The sequence below is a fragment of the Streptomyces sp. P3 genome (genome assembly GCF_003032475.1).
Lineage (GTDB): Bacteria > Actinomycetota > Actinomycetes > Streptomycetales > Streptomycetaceae > Streptomyces.
Window position 1 is genome coordinate 6336302 of sequence record NZ_CP028369.1, and the last position, 17832, is coordinate 6354133.

The window sequence follows — 17832 nt, forward strand, 5'->3', positions numbered from 1 at the left end:
GGCCAGAAGCACATGACTGGAAACACGACGATCAGAACGGGGTACACGAATGCTTTCACTGAACAGGGGCCGCCGCCGCAAGACGCTGGCGATGACGTTCGCCGCGGCCGCCTGCACGACGGTCCTCACATGGCAGGGCGCCTCCGCCGCCCATGCCGCCAGCCCCTATGACGGCGCGGACCCGGCCGCCACAGGCTGTGCGTCGAACGCCAAGACTCTCGCCTCCGCGCCGCTCTACCTGCCCAACACGACCAGTCAGGCCGGCACCATCGAGATGCGCTACAGCAACACCTGCATGACGCAATGGATCCGCGTCTACTCCAACCAAACCCGTTGCAGCGGTGAGCCCTGCCGCAACAAGGCGGAGATCACCCGCCCCGCGGGCTCGGACGGCCCCGCCCTGACCGTGGGCCGCGGCAACGTGGCCGCAGGGGAGCCCTACCAGTGGAGCCTCATGGTCTACACCCCCAACACCCGCTCCTGCGGCACCGGCAACGCCGACACAGGGTCAGGGACGGCCTACCCGTACGGGGAGTGGGGACGCCAGATCTGCGGCTGAGCCCGAGCAGAGCGATGAACCGCGAAAACACGTCCTGACCGACGTCCGCAGCTCCGACGAGTTCGTTCACGAGCGTCATCAGAGCGTTCCGCCACTGGCCGCGGGCCGCCGAACGACCGCAGCAGGTCGTAGGTCCGCACCTGGTTGACCGCCCGTTCGTGCCATCAGCCTCAAGACACTGACTTACCACTGGTTCCGCAGCCCCGACGGCAGGCCGGCCGACACCGCGGGAGTCACCCACGCGTCCCGGAACAGCATCCCAAGGACCCCTGTTTTCCCAGGTCAACAGGGGTGGGATGGTTCCATCGTCCCGGGTGCGGCGGTGACCGTTGTCGAGGGTCCCCGTGGCCGTGGAATCTGTGGACGTCGCACCGGCCGAGACGGCACGACCGCCGCGCCGGCAGCACGAAAGCCACCGCCTTGCGCCTGTATGGCGGGACGGTGTTCGAAGCCCCACCCCTGCGCCGTCCGGTGACGCAGGGTTCGCTCACCTTTTGACAGAGAAGGAAGTCACCGTATGAACAGCAGCACTCCCGCACGCCGTCGTCCGGGCCGCGGCGTGGCCGTCGCCGCCGGCCTCGTCCTGGCTCTCGGACTCGGCACGGCGGCGCAGGCCTCCGCCGCTCCGCGGATCGCCGACGCGGAGGTCAGGGCCTCGTCCTCGTCCCTCGCGCGCTCCGACTCGGGCACGTCGCTGTCGGGCCGTCAGATGATCCGGGTGCTGAAGTCCCTGCTGCCCAAGGGCGCGAAGGTCTCCGACCAGCAGGGCCAGGAAGGCTACGGCGCGCTGGTCTGGGACGACGGCCACGGAAAGAGCATGATCGGGGTGAACTCCCAGCACGACATGGGCGACGTCCTCGAAGGACATATGGGCTGCGAGGGCACGTACATCGAGTGCCGAGCCCTGACCCTCGCCGACGGCACGCAGGTGAAGCGGGCCAAGCGGGCGTCGGAGAAGGGTGGTTCGGCCGTGGTGTGGCTGGTCGACACCCTCCACCGCGACGGTCGCCGGGTCATCGTCCAGGAGGTGAACTCCTACGCCGAGGGCGGTGAGGTGACGCGACCGCAGCCCCCGCTCACGCTCGACCGTCTGCAGGCCATCGCGCTCGACTCCCGGTGGGCGGGCTGACCTAACTCGGTCTGCGCTTGAGGAAGGCCTGACCCCGCAGGACGGGGGCGGGGGAGGGGGTTGAGGGTAGTCTCCGCCGGCCGACCTCGGCGAGTTCCCTCGGGCGAGGAATGAGAGCGGGAAGGGGCGGGCCGGAGCCGGGCGCGTGGCCGGGGGGTCGGCGCGGCCGGCTCTCCGCTTGCGCGCAGCCGCGGCGTCCCGCCTGGGAGTCCCCCTCAGTCGGCTTGGCCGCCTGCTCCAGCAGTACCCGACAGGGAAGGGGAGGCGGCCCAGCCGTGCCGGCACTGCCGGGCCCGGGCGGCGGTGAGCGGCGCGGGGCCGGTGGCGGCTGCGTCTGACGCGCAAACAGACGAGTTCGGCTGCCTGCGCGTTCTGGCTGCGCGGGCTGGCCGGGTTCGCTGCACAGGCTGACCCCTTCACCCGGACGATGCGCGGGTCAGGCTCCGCAGTACCGGGTGGCACGAGGACCGCAGAATTCGTTGCTCCCAGCTCCGTCATAATCGACATTGTCATCGGTGTCGAATACTATTGTGTCGGCTCCGACATTGCTGGAAACCCGTACTTTGCGGCCTATCGGCCATTCTTCGAGGTCGTTGGACGCTGTGACTTCAGCTGTCGCCCCGGCCGGTGTGAGGGTGAGCCGAAAACTGACTTCGCACCCCTCGGGCTGGGCGGTGGCGCACGGCGGGTCATTGCTGGGGTCGGCATAGTCCAAGAAGGGGGACCAGTTGTATCTTCCAGAGCCGTTCGCTTCGATGGAGATTTTGCGACGGTGAGCCTGCCAGGTCCCCTGATATTCTGCCTTGATGATTGCAGCGGAATCGAAACGGCTCAGATCGACGAAGACGCTGGTGAGTTTGTATTTTCCGCCGGTCAGGATGTTGCTGATCCCTGCGATCTGGGATTGGACAATCTCAGGTACGAGCTTGAGGCTGTCAAGGAGGGCTGGGATGAGTTCGGTTGCCTCGACCCGGCCCAAAGCAAGCTTGGCGCAGGTCTGAGCAGCCTTGACCGCCGACTCGAAGCGCTTGTTGGCCGAACCGTTCTCACTCAAGGCGTCTTTGACGTCCAGGAGGCAGTCGCCGGCCCCCATCAAGGTGCCGAACTGACTGACTACGTCAGGTTGGCCTTCGGGCTTCTTTGACGTGGATGCGTCGTCGACCGTCGCCCGTGTCGCCCGGGCGAGTCCCGCTCCTCCTTCCTTGGCGGACGCAGAATTCACCGCCTTCTGTGCGATGCCCTCGATCCATGTCTTGTCGGCACTGAGGGCGGGCATGAAGGCCAATAGCGTACCCAGGAGAACATCGAAGGCGACTGCACTGCCGTCCATATGGCCGTGAAGCCGGGCAGATTTCATTTTCTCGTTGACAGTGACGCTCCCGGCCTTCGCCCCCGCAATGATCCTCTGCCCTTGTGTCATCCAGAACACGTTGCGAATGACGGTGATGGAGTCACCGCTACCGAGGAGGACGTCCCTGCCGGTTACGGTGACCCCACTCGGGAGACGGTCGAGCCGAATCGGATACGCCATACCGTTGACCATGTTGAGGGTGACTTGCTTGCCGTCGCCGTCGGCGCAGGCAGAGAAGGAGTTGTCGCCGACGGCGGTACTGGCCTTGGCGACGACAGTGCCGCTCGGTTTGTCGCACTTGAGATCTGGTGGGATCGCGAAGAGGTCCTTGACGATGGCGACCGCCGAGGCGGTGATGAGTTTCTGAAAGTAACCCATGACCGTGGTGCCGGCGTCGGCTGTCATCTTTATTCCGCGGCCGGCTATGTGCAGGAGCTGCTCTCCCGGCTTCACGAAGAACGTCCTGAACAGAGAGAAGTGCGGTGCCGTGCCCGTCACGCGGTGCGTTCTCGGGTCTGCTGCCGCATCGAGCAGCGGGAACCAGGCACCCAGGCCGGAGTCGAAGACCATGATGCCGATCTGCTTGGCCGTCACACCACGGGGCAGCTTTTTGGAGTCGTACGACAAGCTGACGCGGCCCCGCGCAAGGGCGCCTCGGGTGGTCGATATCTCCACGGGAGCACCCAAGCCGGCCACGCCGAGGTGTTTGTCAGTGGGGCCGGTGTCCACCTCGGGGAGTTCCCGGAACTGTACTTCGGTGCCGTTCCTTGCGCCCTCTCGCGGAACGGTGACCGTGACACGCTGCTCGCCGGCGTCTCCGCTGACTTCTCCGCCTTCTGCGCCCACGGTCGCGGTGGAATCGTCTGACGGGCTCTCGCCAGTGCAACCGCCGAGCAACAGGGTCATCACGGTGGCCGCGATCAAGACGGCGGTTCGAACCGGATGATGCTCCCGTTGCTGCATGAACTGCATGTGACCCCTGGGTGATCGGTCCCGTGCGAGCGAGTGGAAGCATTCTGCACTGACGCGTATCGCCCGAACAACCCCTTCTGCGACAAACGGTGACGCTCAGTCAGAATCGGGTCGGCCGCCCCGCTCCAAGTGCTCGCCGCCGCCTTTGGCCTCAGCCGCGCTGACGAAGCGGTTGACCGTGTGGGTCATGGTCAAGATCTGTGCATCGAACCAGGCTGAGGCGGCTTGGTGGACATCGTGATCTTGGTGTCGTTCTCGCCGTGACGAGTGACTTCGTGCAGGCCCAGTCGCCGGTAGAGGTCCTGGGTCCGCCGGTTGACGACGAGGACGTCCAGGGTGAGGTCCCGGGCCTGCTGGCGAGCCTGGTGCAGGAGGCTGCGGATGAGCCGACTGCCGATGCCGTGTCTGTGGTGGTCGGGGTGGAGCTCGATCCGCGCCAGGTAGATCTCCGTCGGCCGACGCTCGACGTGGAGCACGCCCGCATCGGTGCCGTGCTCGGCGTGTGGTGATCACGCTCCCGCAGAACACCCTGCACCAGCTCGACGTCACCCCCGCACTGCCGGAGGGCAGGATCCGCGCCAGCCAGGACCGGGTCAACTGACGCGCTATCACCGGGCCCAGCAGGAGAGCCACGGGGTCCTGCACTTCGCGAGCAGCGACCATGCCAACGTGTGGGCGGGTTTCATCGACGGCGCGGTCGAGAGCGGCACGCGAGTGGCCCGGTGTATTCGCGCCGGGTGGGAGGAGCCCACGCCCGGCCTTGACTGAGCGAAGGGATGCCGGGCCGGTCGAGGCCCGGCATCAGGGGGTCGGGCGTGGGCCCGTCGCCCATGCCGTCTCAGCCCTGACCGGCACGGCAACGCCGGGAAGTCCATGCAGGTCGATCCAGCATATGGGCATGACGAGCTGACGGAGGCGAGCTGCGTAGGTGCGGGATCCGAGGCGTGGTTTGTAGCTGTTTTGTGGTGTACGGGACGATCCATCGTCATCGGCATCCGCCCGTGTTGTGATGGGGGGTGTCACGGTGCTCCGTGAGGGGAGCGCCACGCAAGGGACTTACGGGGGATTCACATGCGCAAGAGGAGCAGGGTGGGTGCGGTGCTGACCACCGCCGCAATAGCCGTCGCCGTGGTGGGGGCCGGCGCGCCATCCGCCGGGACGGCCGGCGGGTGCTGGCAGAGCGGTGGGCGCTGGTGGTGCAACAACGTTTCGGGGGCACCCGTCTACGGCACTATGGGAGCGAGCACGCAGTACCCCGACCCCGACGTGATCGTCGGCTACATGTACTCCAACCCCAGTTGGTTCGACTGCAAGATGGACGGTCAGGCCTGGGTGGGCGGACCGCACCCGACGCGCTGGGAGTTCACGAAGGCGGACAACGGGCAGTGGGGCTGGATGAAGGACACAGCGATCTCCAGCGAGACGAACCCGCTGCCCAACTGCTGAGTAGCGTGCGGGCGTGCCGGCGTGCGGGGTCGGGCATCCCCTTCGCGACCCCATTTCGTCCATGCACCGGCTGAGTTGAGGATGAGGCAGGGCGGGCTGGACGGCGCAGACGCGGCCGGGGCCGGGGCGCACTCGCCCTGGCGCCCGTGCGCGTCTGCTCCGCCGACCCGCACGACGCCGACGGTGCGGCTTTGCTCGATCCGAGGTGACAGCGGTCCCGCCATGATGGGGATATCCCCACTCCCAAGTGGTGGCCAGCCTGATGGGCAACGGCAGGTGCGGGCGGCGATCGTGTCGTAGTCAGGCTTTCCGCTGAACTGGCGGCGGCGGTCCAGAAGACTGTGTCGAGAGCCGACTGCCAGTCAGGTCTCCGGATGGCCACCTCAAGGGATCATGAAGGGGGAACAGTGGATCGTCCCATGGAGCGCTCTCCCGCGCGCCGTACCCTGCTGGCTGGTGCGGCGGGGGCCGGTGCGGCAATCGTGTGGGGAGCTGCGGGGAGGGGCGTCGCCGGAGGGTGGGGGCGCCCCGCGGGGCAACAAGCGGTGGACGCCGAGGCGGCGCGTCTGAAGCAGCGGCTGATTCGGCTGCGGAGGGACATCCACCGACATCCCGAAGGGCCCGGTCAGGAGCAGCGCACCGCCGCTGTGGTGGCCCGGGAGCTGCGCGCGGCGGGGTTGAGCGTCACCACGGCGGTGGGCGGCCACGGCGTCGTCGGGGTGCTGAGGGGCTCGCGCCCGGGTCGGACCGTCGCGTACCGGGCAGACATGGACGCGGTGCCGCCCACGGACATCGTCGGGGGAGGCCCGGCACCGGCCCATCTGTGCGGACACGACATCCACACCGCAGTGGCCCTCGGCGTCGCTCAGGTCCTGGCTCGGCTGCGGCAGCAACTGAGCGGAACGGTGGTCTTCCTCTTCCAACCCGCCGAGGAGGCACTGTCCGGCGCCCGCGCGATGATCGAGGCGGGAGTGCTGGAGCGCACGCGCGTGGAGGAGATCCACGCGCTGCACTGCGGACCGTTCCCCGTCGGGCGGTTCGCCGTCACCGCAGGCTACGGGCTGCCCGGTCAGGACAAGGCGGAAGTGACGCTCTCCGGGCCCGACGCGCCCGACGCCGCGCGACGACTGGCCGCCGAGATCGGCGCGCTCGCGACGGTGACACCGCCGCAGACTCCCGCGGACCTGGAGCGGATGGTCGCCGACGCCCAGACCCCCGACGGGCCGCTGGCCCGATTCGTGGCCATCCGGGCCCGAGCGCAGGAAGCCAAGGTGAGTGTGTCCTACCGCTGCTGGCCACCGGAGCGGTACCCGGAGGTACGCGAGCACATTCGCCGCCTGGCCACGTCATACCCAGGCGCCGGTGTGACGTTCCCCGCCGAGCCGTTCCCCGCCATGGTCTGCCCAGAACGCGACGGCCTCGTCCTCGCCCACCACCTGCGCCGCACACTCGGTCGAGACGCAGTGACCAACCTCCACGCCGCCTTCCCGCCCTTCAGCGGCGAGGACTTCGCCCTCTACTTGAACCGCGTCCCGGGCACGTTCACCTTCCTCGGCGTCCGCGCTCCCGGCGCCCCCATCACCCACAGCTACCCGCACTACCCCGACTTCGCCCCGGACGAGCGCGCCATCGGCCTCGGCGTACGGGCGATGGCAGGCTGGATCGCAGAGCGAACCCGCAGCGTGCCGGACCTGCCCGGCAGATCAGGCGACTAGAGAAACCCGCTGAACGCCGGATCGCGCCGGCCGCGTCCCGCCCGAGAACACTCAGCGACGGAGTCGCTCCCCGGATCGTCGCGACTGGTGAGCCTTGGCGAGCTTTCGCGGTCGGCAGGTAGGGGGAGACCGGATCGGTCTCCCCCTGCCTGCCTCTTCGGCCGACGGTTCAGTTGGGGGTGGGCACGGTGTGGACGGTGACGGGGAGGTTGGTGCGGTTGCCGTGGCGGTTGATGCCGAGGCGGCCTGTTGCGGCGGGGACGGCTTCGTTGCCGAGGGTGTAGAGCTGGTTGGTGACGTCGTAACGGTTGGGCGTGTGGCCATTGGTGTTGGCGGTGGCGGTGTGGATGGCGGTGGTGGCGGTCAGGACGGCGTCGTGGGCGAGGACGGGCCAGTAGCTCCCTTTGAGGTGGTCGGCGGGGAAGCGCAGGCCGTGGTGGTCGGAGACGAAGGCCTGGACGAATCCGGTGTAGAGGCCGTGGTCGCGGTTGGTGGCGGCGGCGAGACCGGCAGGGGAGGGGAAGGACGCGTACATGAGGGTGATGGGCGCCTCGGGGTCGTGGAGGGCTTTCATTCCGGGGTCGAGTGCTGCCGCGTCGGAGCCGGTGACGACGGTGATCGGCTTCTTGTAGCAGCTGCGGTGCCGGAGGGCTTCGAGGAAGGTGGGCAGGTACTTGGCCCGGGCGGCGTAGTACACGACGTCGATGCTGTCGGCGCCGCGGCAGAGGTTCTGGCTGATGCTGGGCATCGCGGCGTCGGCCCCGCCCTGCGGGCTGAAGGGGAAGTCGGGGGAGTCGTCGTCCAGGTACTTGCTGAGGGACGGGATCGTTCGGAAGCCGTGGTCGAGGGATTTCGTGTAGAGGTCGCTTCCCCCGGTGGGGGTCACGTCGCTTCCGATCAGAGCGACCGTGTGCGGGCCGGTGTCGAGGTTCCTTCCGAGGGCGGTGAGCTGGTCCCTGTTCGGCATGGCGATGCGGACGAGGCCGTTGATCGGCCCGCGGGGGTCGATGGCGCCGGTGCTGTCGAACCCGTCGGCGGTGATGAGGTCGGCGACCATCGGAATGCCGACCTTGCTCAACGCCCGGGCGGCGTCGACGGACTGCTGCTGGCTCAGGCCCATCCCGACCACTGCCACGAGTCCCTTCTCGGCTTTCAGGCCGTCGACGGCGTGTTCCCACCGTTCCTCGCCGCTGCCCATGTTGGCCAGGACGAGTCGGATCTTCGGGTGGCTGTCGCTCTCGTTCGCCCGTTCGACGGCCGTGTAGGCGCCTTCGATCTCCCCGACGAACTGGTCGAGCGTCAGGTCCTTCTGTTTGCCCCGCGAGGTCAGCGGCGCCAGGAATCCGATCGTGACGAAGTTGCCGTCCTTCACCGTCTGCCGGTTCTCCGCGTCGAGAGCGGTGAGGACCGGCTCGAGGCCGGTGCCGAAGACCCCGGCGCCGTCCTGGCCGTCCGTCACGCCGGTGCATTCCCCGGCATGCGTCATCAGGGACGTGTTCCGGCTGCCGCAGTGCTTGCGCTCGAATGCTTCGTCCTGCACCTGCTTGTCGTGGTCGCGCTGTGCCTGGACGTGACGCGTGTGAATCTGCCATCCGCCGATGGCCGCGGCCAGCACCATTGTTGTCGCCGCTGCGCCGCAGGCGACCAGACCCCGGCGGGTCCTCACCCATCCGCCGGCTCGCTGCCGCCACCGCCCGTCGGGCTCCGACGGCGGCATCGGCGGGGCGCTCACGGTGGCGTCGGGCTCCACCGGCGCCGTCCCCTTCCTGACGGCGTCCCAGGCCCGCTCCCACCGCTGGAGCCCCTCGCCCGTCACACCGCAGGCGGTCACGTAGGCGGCCACGAAATCCCAGTCGGGGAGATCATCCGCTTTCAGCGTGGTGCTGACCGTCGGAGACGTCAGCCGCTTCGAACCCTGCCGGTCCGTCTTGACCTCCAACTGCTTCAGCGTGATGCCCCTGCGCTCGCGTAATTCCTTGAGCGCTTGGCGGAACTCCCGCTGATCCGCGATCCGCAGTGGGTCGGACACCTGGCCGCCCGCGTCTCCCGCCCCCGCTGCGTCCTGAGTCTGCTCGGTCACTGGGCGCCGCCCGGGGACGAGGCGGTCAGACGCTGCTCGCTGAGCCAGGAGCCGATCTGCGCCGCGGCGGCGCCGGCGGCCATGACCATGCCGAGAGCGGTCGTGACGGACTGCCCGCTCGCGACGCAGACGACGACCACCACCAGAATCACGGTGAAGACGGTGATGCGGTGTCCGGGCGTGAGAGCCGTTCCGCACTGAACCTGAGATGCGGGTGCGGGCTGTGGGGGTGTCCTTCGGTAAAGGCGCAGAGACATGACGGGCTACCTGCCTTCCTGGGCGCGGCACAAGTGCCGACTTGAGAGCTCCACTTCCGGTTACCGGCCGAGATGCGGAGTGAGGTGTCTGGTTCTCATTGTTTGTCTCTGCGGAACCGAAACAACCCGGTTGGCGTCATCGGAAATAAACCGAACAATCACGCTCAATTAGTGGTTCGTTCTTTGATTTTCCGCTCGTTCAAGCGGCTCGTTCCAAGCACCTTCCAGCCAGCCGCCGAGTCGTCGCTGTGCTCCCCGTCCAGCGCCCGAAGTCCGTGTCCTGCTCCGGAGGCGAGGCGCGCCCGGTTTCCGAACAAGCCACCCGAACTGCGCATCTGTCGTCCAGGTCCTTCGGAACGTCCGAAGGATCTTGCGATAGAGCCATGGTGATGGTGACCTGGTGCTGTGAGCGGCTCCGGCCGCGCGTCCTCAAGATGCCGAACTGCCTTCCTGGGCACAGCAGCGCATCGACAGGGACGAGAGAGAGGGGGCTCCTGTTACCGGCTGGAGCCCCCTCGCCATTCTCGCTGTCGCCTCCGGTTCAGGGGGATCCGACCTATTCGGAATGATCGCCGCTCGGAGAGGAATCCTCATAAAAGCGGCGGCGAAGTGCTGCGTCATCACGGACTCACTCTCTGTGCGGCTATCCTGTGGCGGATTGGACAGAGGCTCATTTGCGAATTGTTTTCCTGCCGCCATTTGGGCTGTAGCCGGGTTCGGACTCTTCACTGTGCACGGTGCAGCAGGAGGTGAGCCGTCTCTCTGCACAGGTCATCAGGTGGTTGCAGAGACGGGACAGAGAGACGACGCGGAAGGCGGCTCAGACTTCGAGATGGGCGACGTGAAGCATGGCGCCGCCCCACACCCGCAGCAGCAGTCCGCGGCACTTTGCCGGTGCTGGGAACCTTCCGACGAGTGCGCTGTCGATGGTCACGTCGTATGTGTCGCCGTTCCGGGTTGCGGCGATGTGATGGCTGCGGGTGATGTCCGCAACCCCTTGCTGGTGCTGGGATCCGATCCAGGCGCCGCTGGGGAGCTGCACCGTGCGGGCGTAGAAGCCGCCGTCGTCCTGCCACTCGTCCTGGAAGCGTGGAACCCACCGGCTGATCGTCGTCGCCGACGTCACCGGATCCCAGGGCGAAGCCATAGCCGTCGGAATTGCTGGAAGGAGCGTCGACGACGGTGTCGAAGGAAACGGTCGAGGCGTAGCACCCGCTGCCCGGCACCCACGCGCCGTACAAGTGCGCGTACTGATCGGCCCCGCCGGGCGAGCCGACGTCCGCGGCGTCGCCGGCCTGCGTGGGACGTGGACGTCCCGTAGCCGTTCCCGAAGGGCTGGAAGGCCACGGCCGGGGCGCGGCGTCTGGCCTGCCGAGACGGCTGCAGTAACCCGTCCTCAAACTGCGGTCGTGGGTGTTCCAGGCGGTTCTCGCCGCCCGGAACACCCACGACCCAGAGCAACAGCCATTGTTCACCTGGCGAGTTCGACCGATGCGTCCAGCCGCGTCAGCTTCCTGGGGTTCCTCACCAGGTAGACCCGGGTGACTTGCCCGTTCTCCACCACGAGGCTCAGCGCCGTGACCGACTCGCCGTCGATCTCGATCCGGCCCGCGGGCGCGCCGTTGAGCCACACGGCCGTCGCGTCGAGCGCGGTCGCCTCCACCCGGTTCGCGCGCGCGAGCACCTTCGCCACCTGTTCGACCCCGTGGATCGGAGCCAGAGCAGCGGCCGCAAGCCCGCCACCGTCGGCGATCAGGACCACGTCCGGTGCCATGACCTCCATCAGCTCCTGCAACCGCCCGGTTCGCAACGAGGCCAAGAACCGCTCCACCACTGCCTGTTGCTCCGACCGGCTCACCTGCACCCGCGGCCGCCGAGCCGCCACATGCTCGCGTGCCCGCCGCGCGATCTGCCGGACCGCGGTCGCGGACTTCCCGACGGCCCCGGCGATCTCGTCGTACGGCATCTCGAAGACCTCGCGGAGCACGAACACCGCCGGCTCCGTCGGCCCGAGCGTTTCCAGCACGGTGAGCATCGCGATCGAGACGCTCTCCGCGAGTTCGACATCGTCGGCGACATCGGGGCTGGTCAGCACAGGCTCCGGCAGCCACTCGCCAACGTATTCCTCGCGGCTGCGCGACAACGAACGCAGGCGGTTGAGCGCTTGCCGTGTGACGACCCGAACAAGGTACGCCCGTGGGTCACGCACCTGCGAGTGGTCGACGTCGACCCACCGCAGCCAGGACTCCTGCACCACGTCCTCCGCATCGGCCGCCGACCCGAGCATCTCGTAGGCGACCGTGAACAGCAGGCTGCGATGGGCGACGAAGGCGTTCTCGGTCATGCCGACGACGCCACGCGGGTGTCAGGACGCGTGGCCAGCGGAATCTCGCACGCGTCGGAGAAGCCCTGCGAGCTGATCCCGTTCGCGTTGTTGTTCCTGGTCGCCATGTTGACGAAGGCGATGTACGCAGTGAGCTCGACCATCGCCGCCGGGCCGAGCCGGTCGAGCAGGCTCGCGTACATTTCGTCGGTGACGGTCGGCGGCGTGTGCGTCATGGCCTCGGCGTACTCGAGGACGTCCCGCTCCAGCGGGGTGAACGCCTCCGACTCCCGCCACCTCGGCACCTGGCTCGCCTTGGCCGGGTCCAGGTTCTGGTTCTGCGCCTGGAAGTAGCCGACGTCGAGGCACCAGCTGCAGCCGACCTGCGTCGCGACTGCCATGTGCGCGAACGACTTGAGGCTCGCGTCGGCCTCGTCCCACTCGGCCAGCTTGGCGGAGAACTCCAGGTTGGACGTGGCGACCTTGGGGCTGTGCCACACCACCTCGACGGGCTCGGCCACGGCCCCAAGTTGCTTGATCATGTTTTCGCTGAGTTCGGTGGGGAGTTCGGCTTTCGGAACGCGCAGTGCCATGGTGTCCTCCTTGGGCGTTTGCTTGTCAGACATGAAGACACCGCCGGGCCCGCGATTGTGACAACCGCCGGCACCGCCGCGCACGGAGATCCGCAAGGTCGGAGAAGCGTCCGGCAGGGGGTGTCAGCGCTTCGGCATGGGAGGCAGTTCGGCGTGCCGGACCGTGTAGCCGCCCTTGGTTACCGGGGCGTACGGCGCGGGGGCCATACAGGTTCCGACGGGGGCTTCCGCAGGTTCGGTGTCGCCGCCCGGCAGCAGGTTTACACCGTTCCAGGAGAAGCCCACGCGGTCGTCGGAGCGGCCCCTGTCCTTGCCACCGTCGTAGACGCTGAATCCGACCTGCTTGCCCAGTTCGTCCGGGCCGCCCGGGCTCACCTTTGTGACGACCGCTGTCAGCGTCGCTGTGCGGGGGCCGGTGACCGCGCAAGCCTCTTCCTCGGCTCCGGCCACAACAAGTCAACGGCCTCGGTGAACTCGCCGCACAGGAACCACTGTTCCTGCCCGGAGAGTAGTCCTGCCCCGCCCGCCCGCCCGCCCGGCGTCACGGTCCTCACCTCACGGCGCTGGGGATTACGGGTGGGGGCCTCACTGTTCCCGGCGCGCCAGGCCTCGCCGGAGTCCGTCCAGAACGTCCCCGACCATCTTCCGGCCGATGGCTGTCATGGTGAACCCCGTGGAGCCGTGGAACGTCCCCGGGTAGAGGTGCAGCTCGGTCGGGACTCCGGCCTGCGTCAGCCGCTGCGCGTAGTGCAGCCCTTCGTCGCGCAGGGGATCGAACTCGCAGACGTAGACGAACGCCCGGGGCAGCCCGGAGACGTCCCCGGCGCGCGCCGGGGCCGCGTAGGGCGAGACGTCGGGGCCGCCGCGGTGCTCCTCGCCGCCGAGGTAGTGATTCCAGCAGATCTCGGCGATGGGACGGTTCCACACCGGGGTGTCGGTGAAGGCCCGCATCGAGGGCGTCGTCAGCCGGTCGTCCAGCTTGGGGACGCCGAGGTACTGGAAGCAGAGAGCCGGGCCGCGGCGGTCACGGGCCAGCAGGGTGACGGCCGTGGCGAGCCCGGCGCCCGCGCTGTCGCCGCCGACGGCGAGGCGGGCCGGGTCGATGCCCAGCTCCGCCGCGTGCGCGGTCGTCCACACCAGTGCGGCGTAGGAGTCCTCCAACCCGGCCGGGAAGGTGTGTTCCGGGGCGAGCCGGTAGTCCACCGAGACGACCACGGCGCCTACCTGGTCGGCGATCCGCAGCAGGTCGGAATGGCAGAACTCCAGGGTGCCGAGCACGTATCCGCCGCCGTGCATGTACACCAGCCCGGGCAGCACGGCGCCCTCCGCCCCGGCGGCGGTCGGCGTATAGATCCGGACCGGTATCTGCGGCGCGCCCTCGGGCCCCGGGACGAGGGTGTCGTGGACGTCGACCGGCTGGACCGGCTCGTACACGGGCATGTTCGCCGTCATCGCCTTCTCGGCGTCGCGGGCTGCGACGATGTCGGCGAAGGGCAGATCGTTGATCATCGCGGCCCACTGGGCCAGCTCGGGATCGAAGGCATAGGCCATGGTGCTTTGCTCCTCAGAAGGGTTTCGTGTGCAAGATCGTCGCGACGGCAGCCGGTCTTCGCCCCGTACCTGACATCGAGCGTCAGCATTGGCACGGCTTTTGCGCGGTCGGCCGGCTGCCTGGGATTCGGTGCCGCTCTGGCCCACTGGGGCCGGAGCCTGCCGCTCAGGTCCCAGTGGGCCAGAGCGCGGTGGCGTCGTCCGTTGGGGGCTCGGTGATCATCGGTTGCTCGGCGGTCGGGGGGCCGCCGACGGCCCGGGAGTTGCCGGTGGCGTGCGCGTCGTAGACGGGCCAGCCGGGGTCGCCTGTGGCGGCGAACGCGGCCCATGCGCCGACCAGGGTGTCGCGTGCGGCCAGGTGCTCGGGGGTGGCTGCGCCGACGAGGGAGAGCTTGTCGAAGACGTGCAGCAGGTCGACGCCGTGGAAGGCGCCCATGGCCGGGCCGCAGGGTTCGTCGAGCACGAGGTAGTGGTAGGCGCGGCCGCCTGCGGCGACCTGCGCCTGGGCCAGGCGCGTCGCCGGCCTGCGGTAGACGGCGTCGCTGAGGAAGGCGCTGCGCAGGTTCGCCAGGTCGTCGGCCTCGGGAACGCGGTGCCGGTAGGAGGCGAGGAGCTTGTCCGGCTCGGCGATCCCCGCACGTCGCATCTCGGCGTGCAGAGCTGCCTCGTCGGCGGGCCGGAAGGAGTCGCCGCCGATCATCTGGAAGACGCGCACCTCGTCGCGGGTGGCGCCGATGAGCAGCGGGATCGCGGCGGCGGCCCCTTGCGTGACGGCCTGATGTGGCGCGGCGGGCAGCACGTTGCCGTCGAGCACGGCGCCCCAGGACCGGCCGCCGGGCAGGTTGCGCCGGCCGATGTCCCCGGTGACGACGGTGCTCTGCAGGTCCAGGATCCGTTGCACGGGCACGGTCAGCAGGCCCTCGGCGTCGTCGAGGCCGAGGGCTGTGATCAGGTCCTCGGCCATGGCGGTGGCGGTGTTCCGGTCGAAGAGCCGGGAGGTGCTGCCGCTCTGGAGGATCGCCTTGTGAAAGAGACCGGCCGCCGTGGGGACGGCCAGCAGCGCGCCGATGGAGAACGCTCCCGCGGACTGGCCCGCCACGGTGACGTTGCCCGGGTCACCACCAAAGGCGGCGATGTTGTCCCGCACCCACCGCAGGGCCTCGATCTGGTCCTGCAGGGCGAGGTTCGTGCATCCCGCCCATTGGCTGCCGAGGTCCGCCAGGTGCAGGAATCCCAGGGCCCCGAGCCGGTAGTCGGCGGTGACGATTACGGCGCCGGTCTGGCGGGCGAGGGAGGCGCCGTCGCTGTAGGGGGGTGCGGCCGAGCCGGCCTCGAAGCCGCCACCGTAGATCCACACGATCACCGGGAGCGGCCCTCCCTCAGACGGTGTCCCGGGCGTCCACACGTTGAGGTACAGGCAGTCCTCGGAGGTCTCCGTGATCTCGGCGGTGGGGAAGGTGGGGAAGGAGGACTTCTGACCTGCCTCCGGCATCAGGGTCGAGACGCCCTGGGCGGGGGCCGGTGCGAAACGATCGGCCGGGCGGACGCCCTGCCACGGCTGGGGCGGCTGCGGCGGACGAAACCTCAGCTCACCCACCGGAGGTGCGGCGAAGGGAATGCCGGCGAAGAGCCGGCCGCCGTCGGGGAGGGTGAGTCCGCGGACGGTGCCGCCGGTCGTGTCCACCAGGAGGGCATCTGCCATGGTCTGTGCCTGTTTCTCCGTGTTGCGATGTTTGCGTTGCCTGGGCAGCATCCCAGCCATTCGTGACACCCTGTGTCAGGATTTAGGCTCAGCCGTGTGAAAGCCGACCGACTGCTGTCGATACTGCTGCTCCTGCAGACGCGGGGGCGCGTCTCCCATGTCGAGCTCGCCGAGCTGCTGGAGGTCTCCGTCCGCACCGTCTACCGCGACGTCGAGGCGCTGTCCGCGGCCGGCGTCCCGGTGTGGACGGAGCGCGGACGCAGCGGCGGGGTGCGGCTCCTGCCCAACTACCGCACCGACGTCACCGGCCTGACCCATGACGAGGCACGCGCCCTGTTCGTGCTCGCCGCGGAGGGCACCCACGAGGCCCTGGGGCTGGGCGAGGCGATCGGCTCCGCCCTGCGCAAGGTGATGGCCGCGCTGCCCGCCCCGCATCGCGACGACGCCGAGCGCACCAGCCAGCGGATCCTCGTCGACCCGGCCCGCTGGATGCACGGCACGGAGACGGTCCTCGACACGGACCTCGCCCAGCTGCAGCACGCCGTCTTCGCGGACCGGCGCCTGACGTTGATCTACCGCAGCGGCGACGCCCGCACCCCGCGCAGTCACACCGTCGACCCGTACGGGCTGGTCAGCAAGGCCGGCATCTGGTACCTGGTCGCCGACCGGGAGGAGGAACCCCGGCTGTTCCGCGCCGACCGCATCCACGCTGCCGAGGTCACCGACGAGCCCGTCCGCCGTCGCCCCGGCCAGGACCTCGCCACCGTCTGGACTCTGCTGCGCGAACGCTTCGAGAACCTGCCGGACGGCATCCGGGTCCGCTGCCGGGTGCGCCGCGCACAGCTGGAGATCTTCCAGCGGCTCTTCTCCTCCCACCTGACAGCCCCGCCCCAACCCGTGGACGACGACTGGGCCCACGCCGAGCTCGCCTTCCGTGAACTGCCCGACATACGCGCGCTGCTCTCCCTCGGCGCCAGCGTCGAGGTCTACGACCCGCCCGAGGCCCGCGCCGAACTCACCGCCGTCGCAGCCGAACTGGCGGAGCTGTACGAGGGAACGCGATCCGGGTGAAGGGCCGACCCTCGCTGACCTGGACAAGGGAGGCCGACTGCACTCCGAATCCCTCATCGCCTGGGCCGCCACCACCCCCTGCCCCGATGCCTCGCCCGCAAGGGAGCCACCTCCAACTGGCCGAGCAAGCCGCCGCTGGTCGGCTGACGCTGCCAGGTGCCAGGTGCCAGGTGCCAGGTGCCAGGTGCCAGGTGCCAGGTGCCTGGTCAGCCCGGCAGCCGGCCCAAAGCCACGTCCGTACTGCAAAATCTGTCGTCACAGCAGAGGGTGTGGGCAGGTCACTTATGATCATCGCGGACGGAACGCTCACTCGCAGTGAGTGATGATCCCATCGGCTTGGGGCCTGCCATGATCGAAGAGTCGCTTCAGGAACTCATGTCGACCGCGTTCGGTGCTTGGACTCCGCAGGACGGATGCACTGACGCCGAAGTCACGACTGCCGTGGATCGCTTGGGCATCAGCCTGCCGGACGCCTTGCGCGACTACTACGCTGCCGCCGGTCGGCACCCGAAGCTGATGGGCATGAGCAGCCACGAGCACACCTTCTGGATGAGCGCTCCAGAGGACCTGAACGTCGAGGACGGACATCTGGTCTTCAGCGGGTATCATCGAGGGACCGCCCGACTGAGCATGCGCCCGGACGATTTCGGCTGGCCCGACCCCAGGGTCCATGGCCGGAGAGAGTCGGGCGGGACGTGGTACAGCGAATGCCGGAGACTGTCGTCCTTCCTGATCAATGTCGCTGGCATGCAGGCTGTGGAGTCGCTTCCACATCAAGCCACGTGCTGTATCCGTGAGCGGCAACTGGGGGTCATTGAGTCGGCACTCGGTTACCTGGGCTCTCGCGAGATGCAAAAGGGCGGTCACTGGCTGAGCTTCATCGACCCATCGAGGCGCATTGTGGCCAGCTACTCCTACCTCACCGAAACTCTGCGCGTCGCGGCCGTGGACCCCACCGCACTCGAATCCCTGCACGAGCGTTCAGGTCTGCCCCTCGAACCGGCATGAAGCCGAGAAACGGCCACCTACTGCTTTGCCGCGGGCGGCGTGCGATAAGCCTGATGTGCTTGACCGGCGCTTGCA

General features: G+C 68.6%; 16 protein-coding genes and 1 pseudogene. 7 read left to right on the forward strand and 10 right to left on the reverse strand.

Features of this window, described 5'->3' with window-relative positions:
• Positions 1 to 49: 49 nt before the first annotated feature.
• Both C6376_RS28035 and C6376_RS28040 read left to right on the forward strand, forming a co-directional pair.
• Positions 50 to 559 (forward strand): DUF2690 domain-containing protein, encoded by a 510-nt coding sequence (locus tag C6376_RS28035; RefSeq protein ID WP_107445974.1) that lies wholly within the window; start codon positions 50 to 52, stop codon positions 557 to 559.
• 517 nt (positions 560 to 1076) lie between these two features.
• Positions 1077 to 1688 (forward strand): hypothetical protein, encoded by a 612-nt coding sequence (locus tag C6376_RS28040; protein ID WP_107445975.1) that lies wholly within the window; start codon positions 1077 to 1079, stop codon positions 1686 to 1688.
• A gap of 436 nt (positions 1689 to 2124) precedes the next feature.
• Here the strand turns inward: C6376_RS28040 and C6376_RS28045 are convergent, their stop codons facing one another.
• Positions 2125 to 4011, reverse strand: coding sequence for a hypothetical protein (locus C6376_RS28045; protein WP_107445976.1), 1887 nt, complete (start codon positions 4009 to 4011; stop codon positions 2125 to 2127).
• Between the two features lie 191 nt (positions 4012 to 4202).
• A pseudogene (locus C6376_RS28050) lies at positions 4203 to 4490 on the reverse strand (GNAT family N-acetyltransferase); the annotation flags it as partial.
• A 160-nt stretch (positions 4491 to 4650) separates the two neighbouring features.
• Here C6376_RS28050 and C6376_RS45515 point away from each other — a divergent pair.
• The 3 genes from C6376_RS45515 (at position 4651) to C6376_RS28065 (ending at position 7172) form a co-directional block, all read left to right on the forward strand.
• Positions 4651 to 4779, forward strand: a complete 129-nt coding sequence (locus C6376_RS45515; RefSeq protein WP_254076410.1) for an FAD-dependent oxidoreductase — start codon at positions 4651 to 4653, stop codon at positions 4777 to 4779.
• Positions 4780 to 5082: 303 nt separating this feature from the next.
• Entirely contained in the window at positions 5083 to 5457 is a 375-nt protein-coding gene (locus C6376_RS28060; RefSeq protein ID WP_107445979.1) for a hypothetical protein, read from the forward strand.
• Positions 5458 to 5876: 419 nt separating this feature from the next.
• Positions 5877 to 7172 (forward strand): M20 family metallopeptidase, encoded by a 1296-nt coding sequence (locus tag C6376_RS28065; protein WP_107445980.1) that lies wholly within the window; start codon positions 5877 to 5879, stop codon positions 7170 to 7172.
• A 169-nt stretch (positions 7173 to 7341) separates the two neighbouring features.
• On the opposite strand, the gene C6376_RS28070 is transcribed toward C6376_RS28065, so the two are convergent.
• The 8 genes from C6376_RS28070 to C6376_RS28100 form a co-directional block, all read right to left on the reverse strand.
• Positions 7342 to 9252 carry a helix-turn-helix transcriptional regulator gene (locus C6376_RS28070; protein WP_254076084.1) on the reverse strand — a complete coding sequence of 637 codons (1911 nt, stop codon included), beginning with the start codon at positions 9250 to 9252 and terminating at the stop codon, positions 7342 to 7344.
• Positions 9249 to 9404 (reverse strand): hypothetical protein, encoded by a 156-nt coding sequence (locus C6376_RS43940; protein WP_159083269.1) that lies wholly within the window; start codon positions 9402 to 9404, stop codon positions 9249 to 9251. The genes C6376_RS28070 and C6376_RS43940 overlap by 4 nt, the downstream gene beginning before the upstream one ends.
• 925 nt (positions 9405 to 10329) lie before the next feature.
• Positions 10330 to 10656, reverse strand: a complete 327-nt coding sequence (locus tag C6376_RS28075) for a hypothetical protein (protein ID WP_159083270.1) — start codon at positions 10654 to 10656, stop codon at positions 10330 to 10332.
• A 324-nt stretch (positions 10657 to 10980) separates the two neighbouring features.
• Positions 10981 to 11853 (reverse strand): RNA polymerase sigma-70 factor, encoded by an 873-nt coding sequence (locus tag C6376_RS28080; RefSeq protein WP_107445983.1) that lies wholly within the window; start codon positions 11851 to 11853, stop codon positions 10981 to 10983.
• The gene (locus C6376_RS28085) at positions 11850 to 12425 is read right to left on the reverse strand and encodes a carboxymuconolactone decarboxylase family protein (protein WP_107445984.1); all 576 of its coding nucleotides are present in this window, start codon (positions 12423 to 12425) and stop codon (positions 11850 to 11852) included. The genes C6376_RS28080 and C6376_RS28085 overlap by 4 nt, the downstream gene beginning before the upstream one ends.
• A 123-nt stretch (positions 12426 to 12548) precedes the next feature.
• Positions 12549 to 12800: a hypothetical protein gene (locus C6376_RS28090; protein ID WP_367881055.1), complete on the reverse strand. Its 252-nt coding sequence runs from the start codon at positions 12798 to 12800 to the stop codon at positions 12549 to 12551.
• A gap of 210 nt (positions 12801 to 13010) precedes the next feature.
• Entirely contained in the window at positions 13011 to 13976 is a 966-nt protein-coding gene (locus tag C6376_RS28095; protein ID WP_107445985.1) for an alpha/beta hydrolase, read from the reverse strand.
• Between the two features lie 166 nt (positions 13977 to 14142).
• Complete coding sequence (locus tag C6376_RS28100) at positions 14143 to 15678, reverse strand: carboxylesterase/lipase family protein (protein ID WP_107449235.1); 1536 nt, start codon at positions 15676 to 15678, stop codon at positions 14143 to 14145.
• Positions 15679 to 15774: 96 nt separating this feature from the next.
• Here C6376_RS28100 and C6376_RS28105 point away from each other — a divergent pair, with 96 nt between their 5' ends.
• Both C6376_RS28105 and C6376_RS28110 read left to right on the forward strand, forming a co-directional pair.
• Positions 15775 to 16749, forward strand: coding sequence for a YafY family protein (locus C6376_RS28105; RefSeq protein ID WP_107445986.1), 975 nt, complete (start codon positions 15775 to 15777; stop codon positions 16747 to 16749).
• A gap of 315 nt (positions 16750 to 17064) precedes the next feature.
• Positions 17065 to 17757 carry a hypothetical protein gene (locus C6376_RS28110; protein ID WP_107445987.1) on the forward strand — a complete coding sequence of 231 codons (693 nt, stop codon included), beginning with the start codon at positions 17065 to 17067 and terminating at the stop codon, positions 17755 to 17757.
• Positions 17758 to 17832 lie beyond the last annotated feature (75 nt).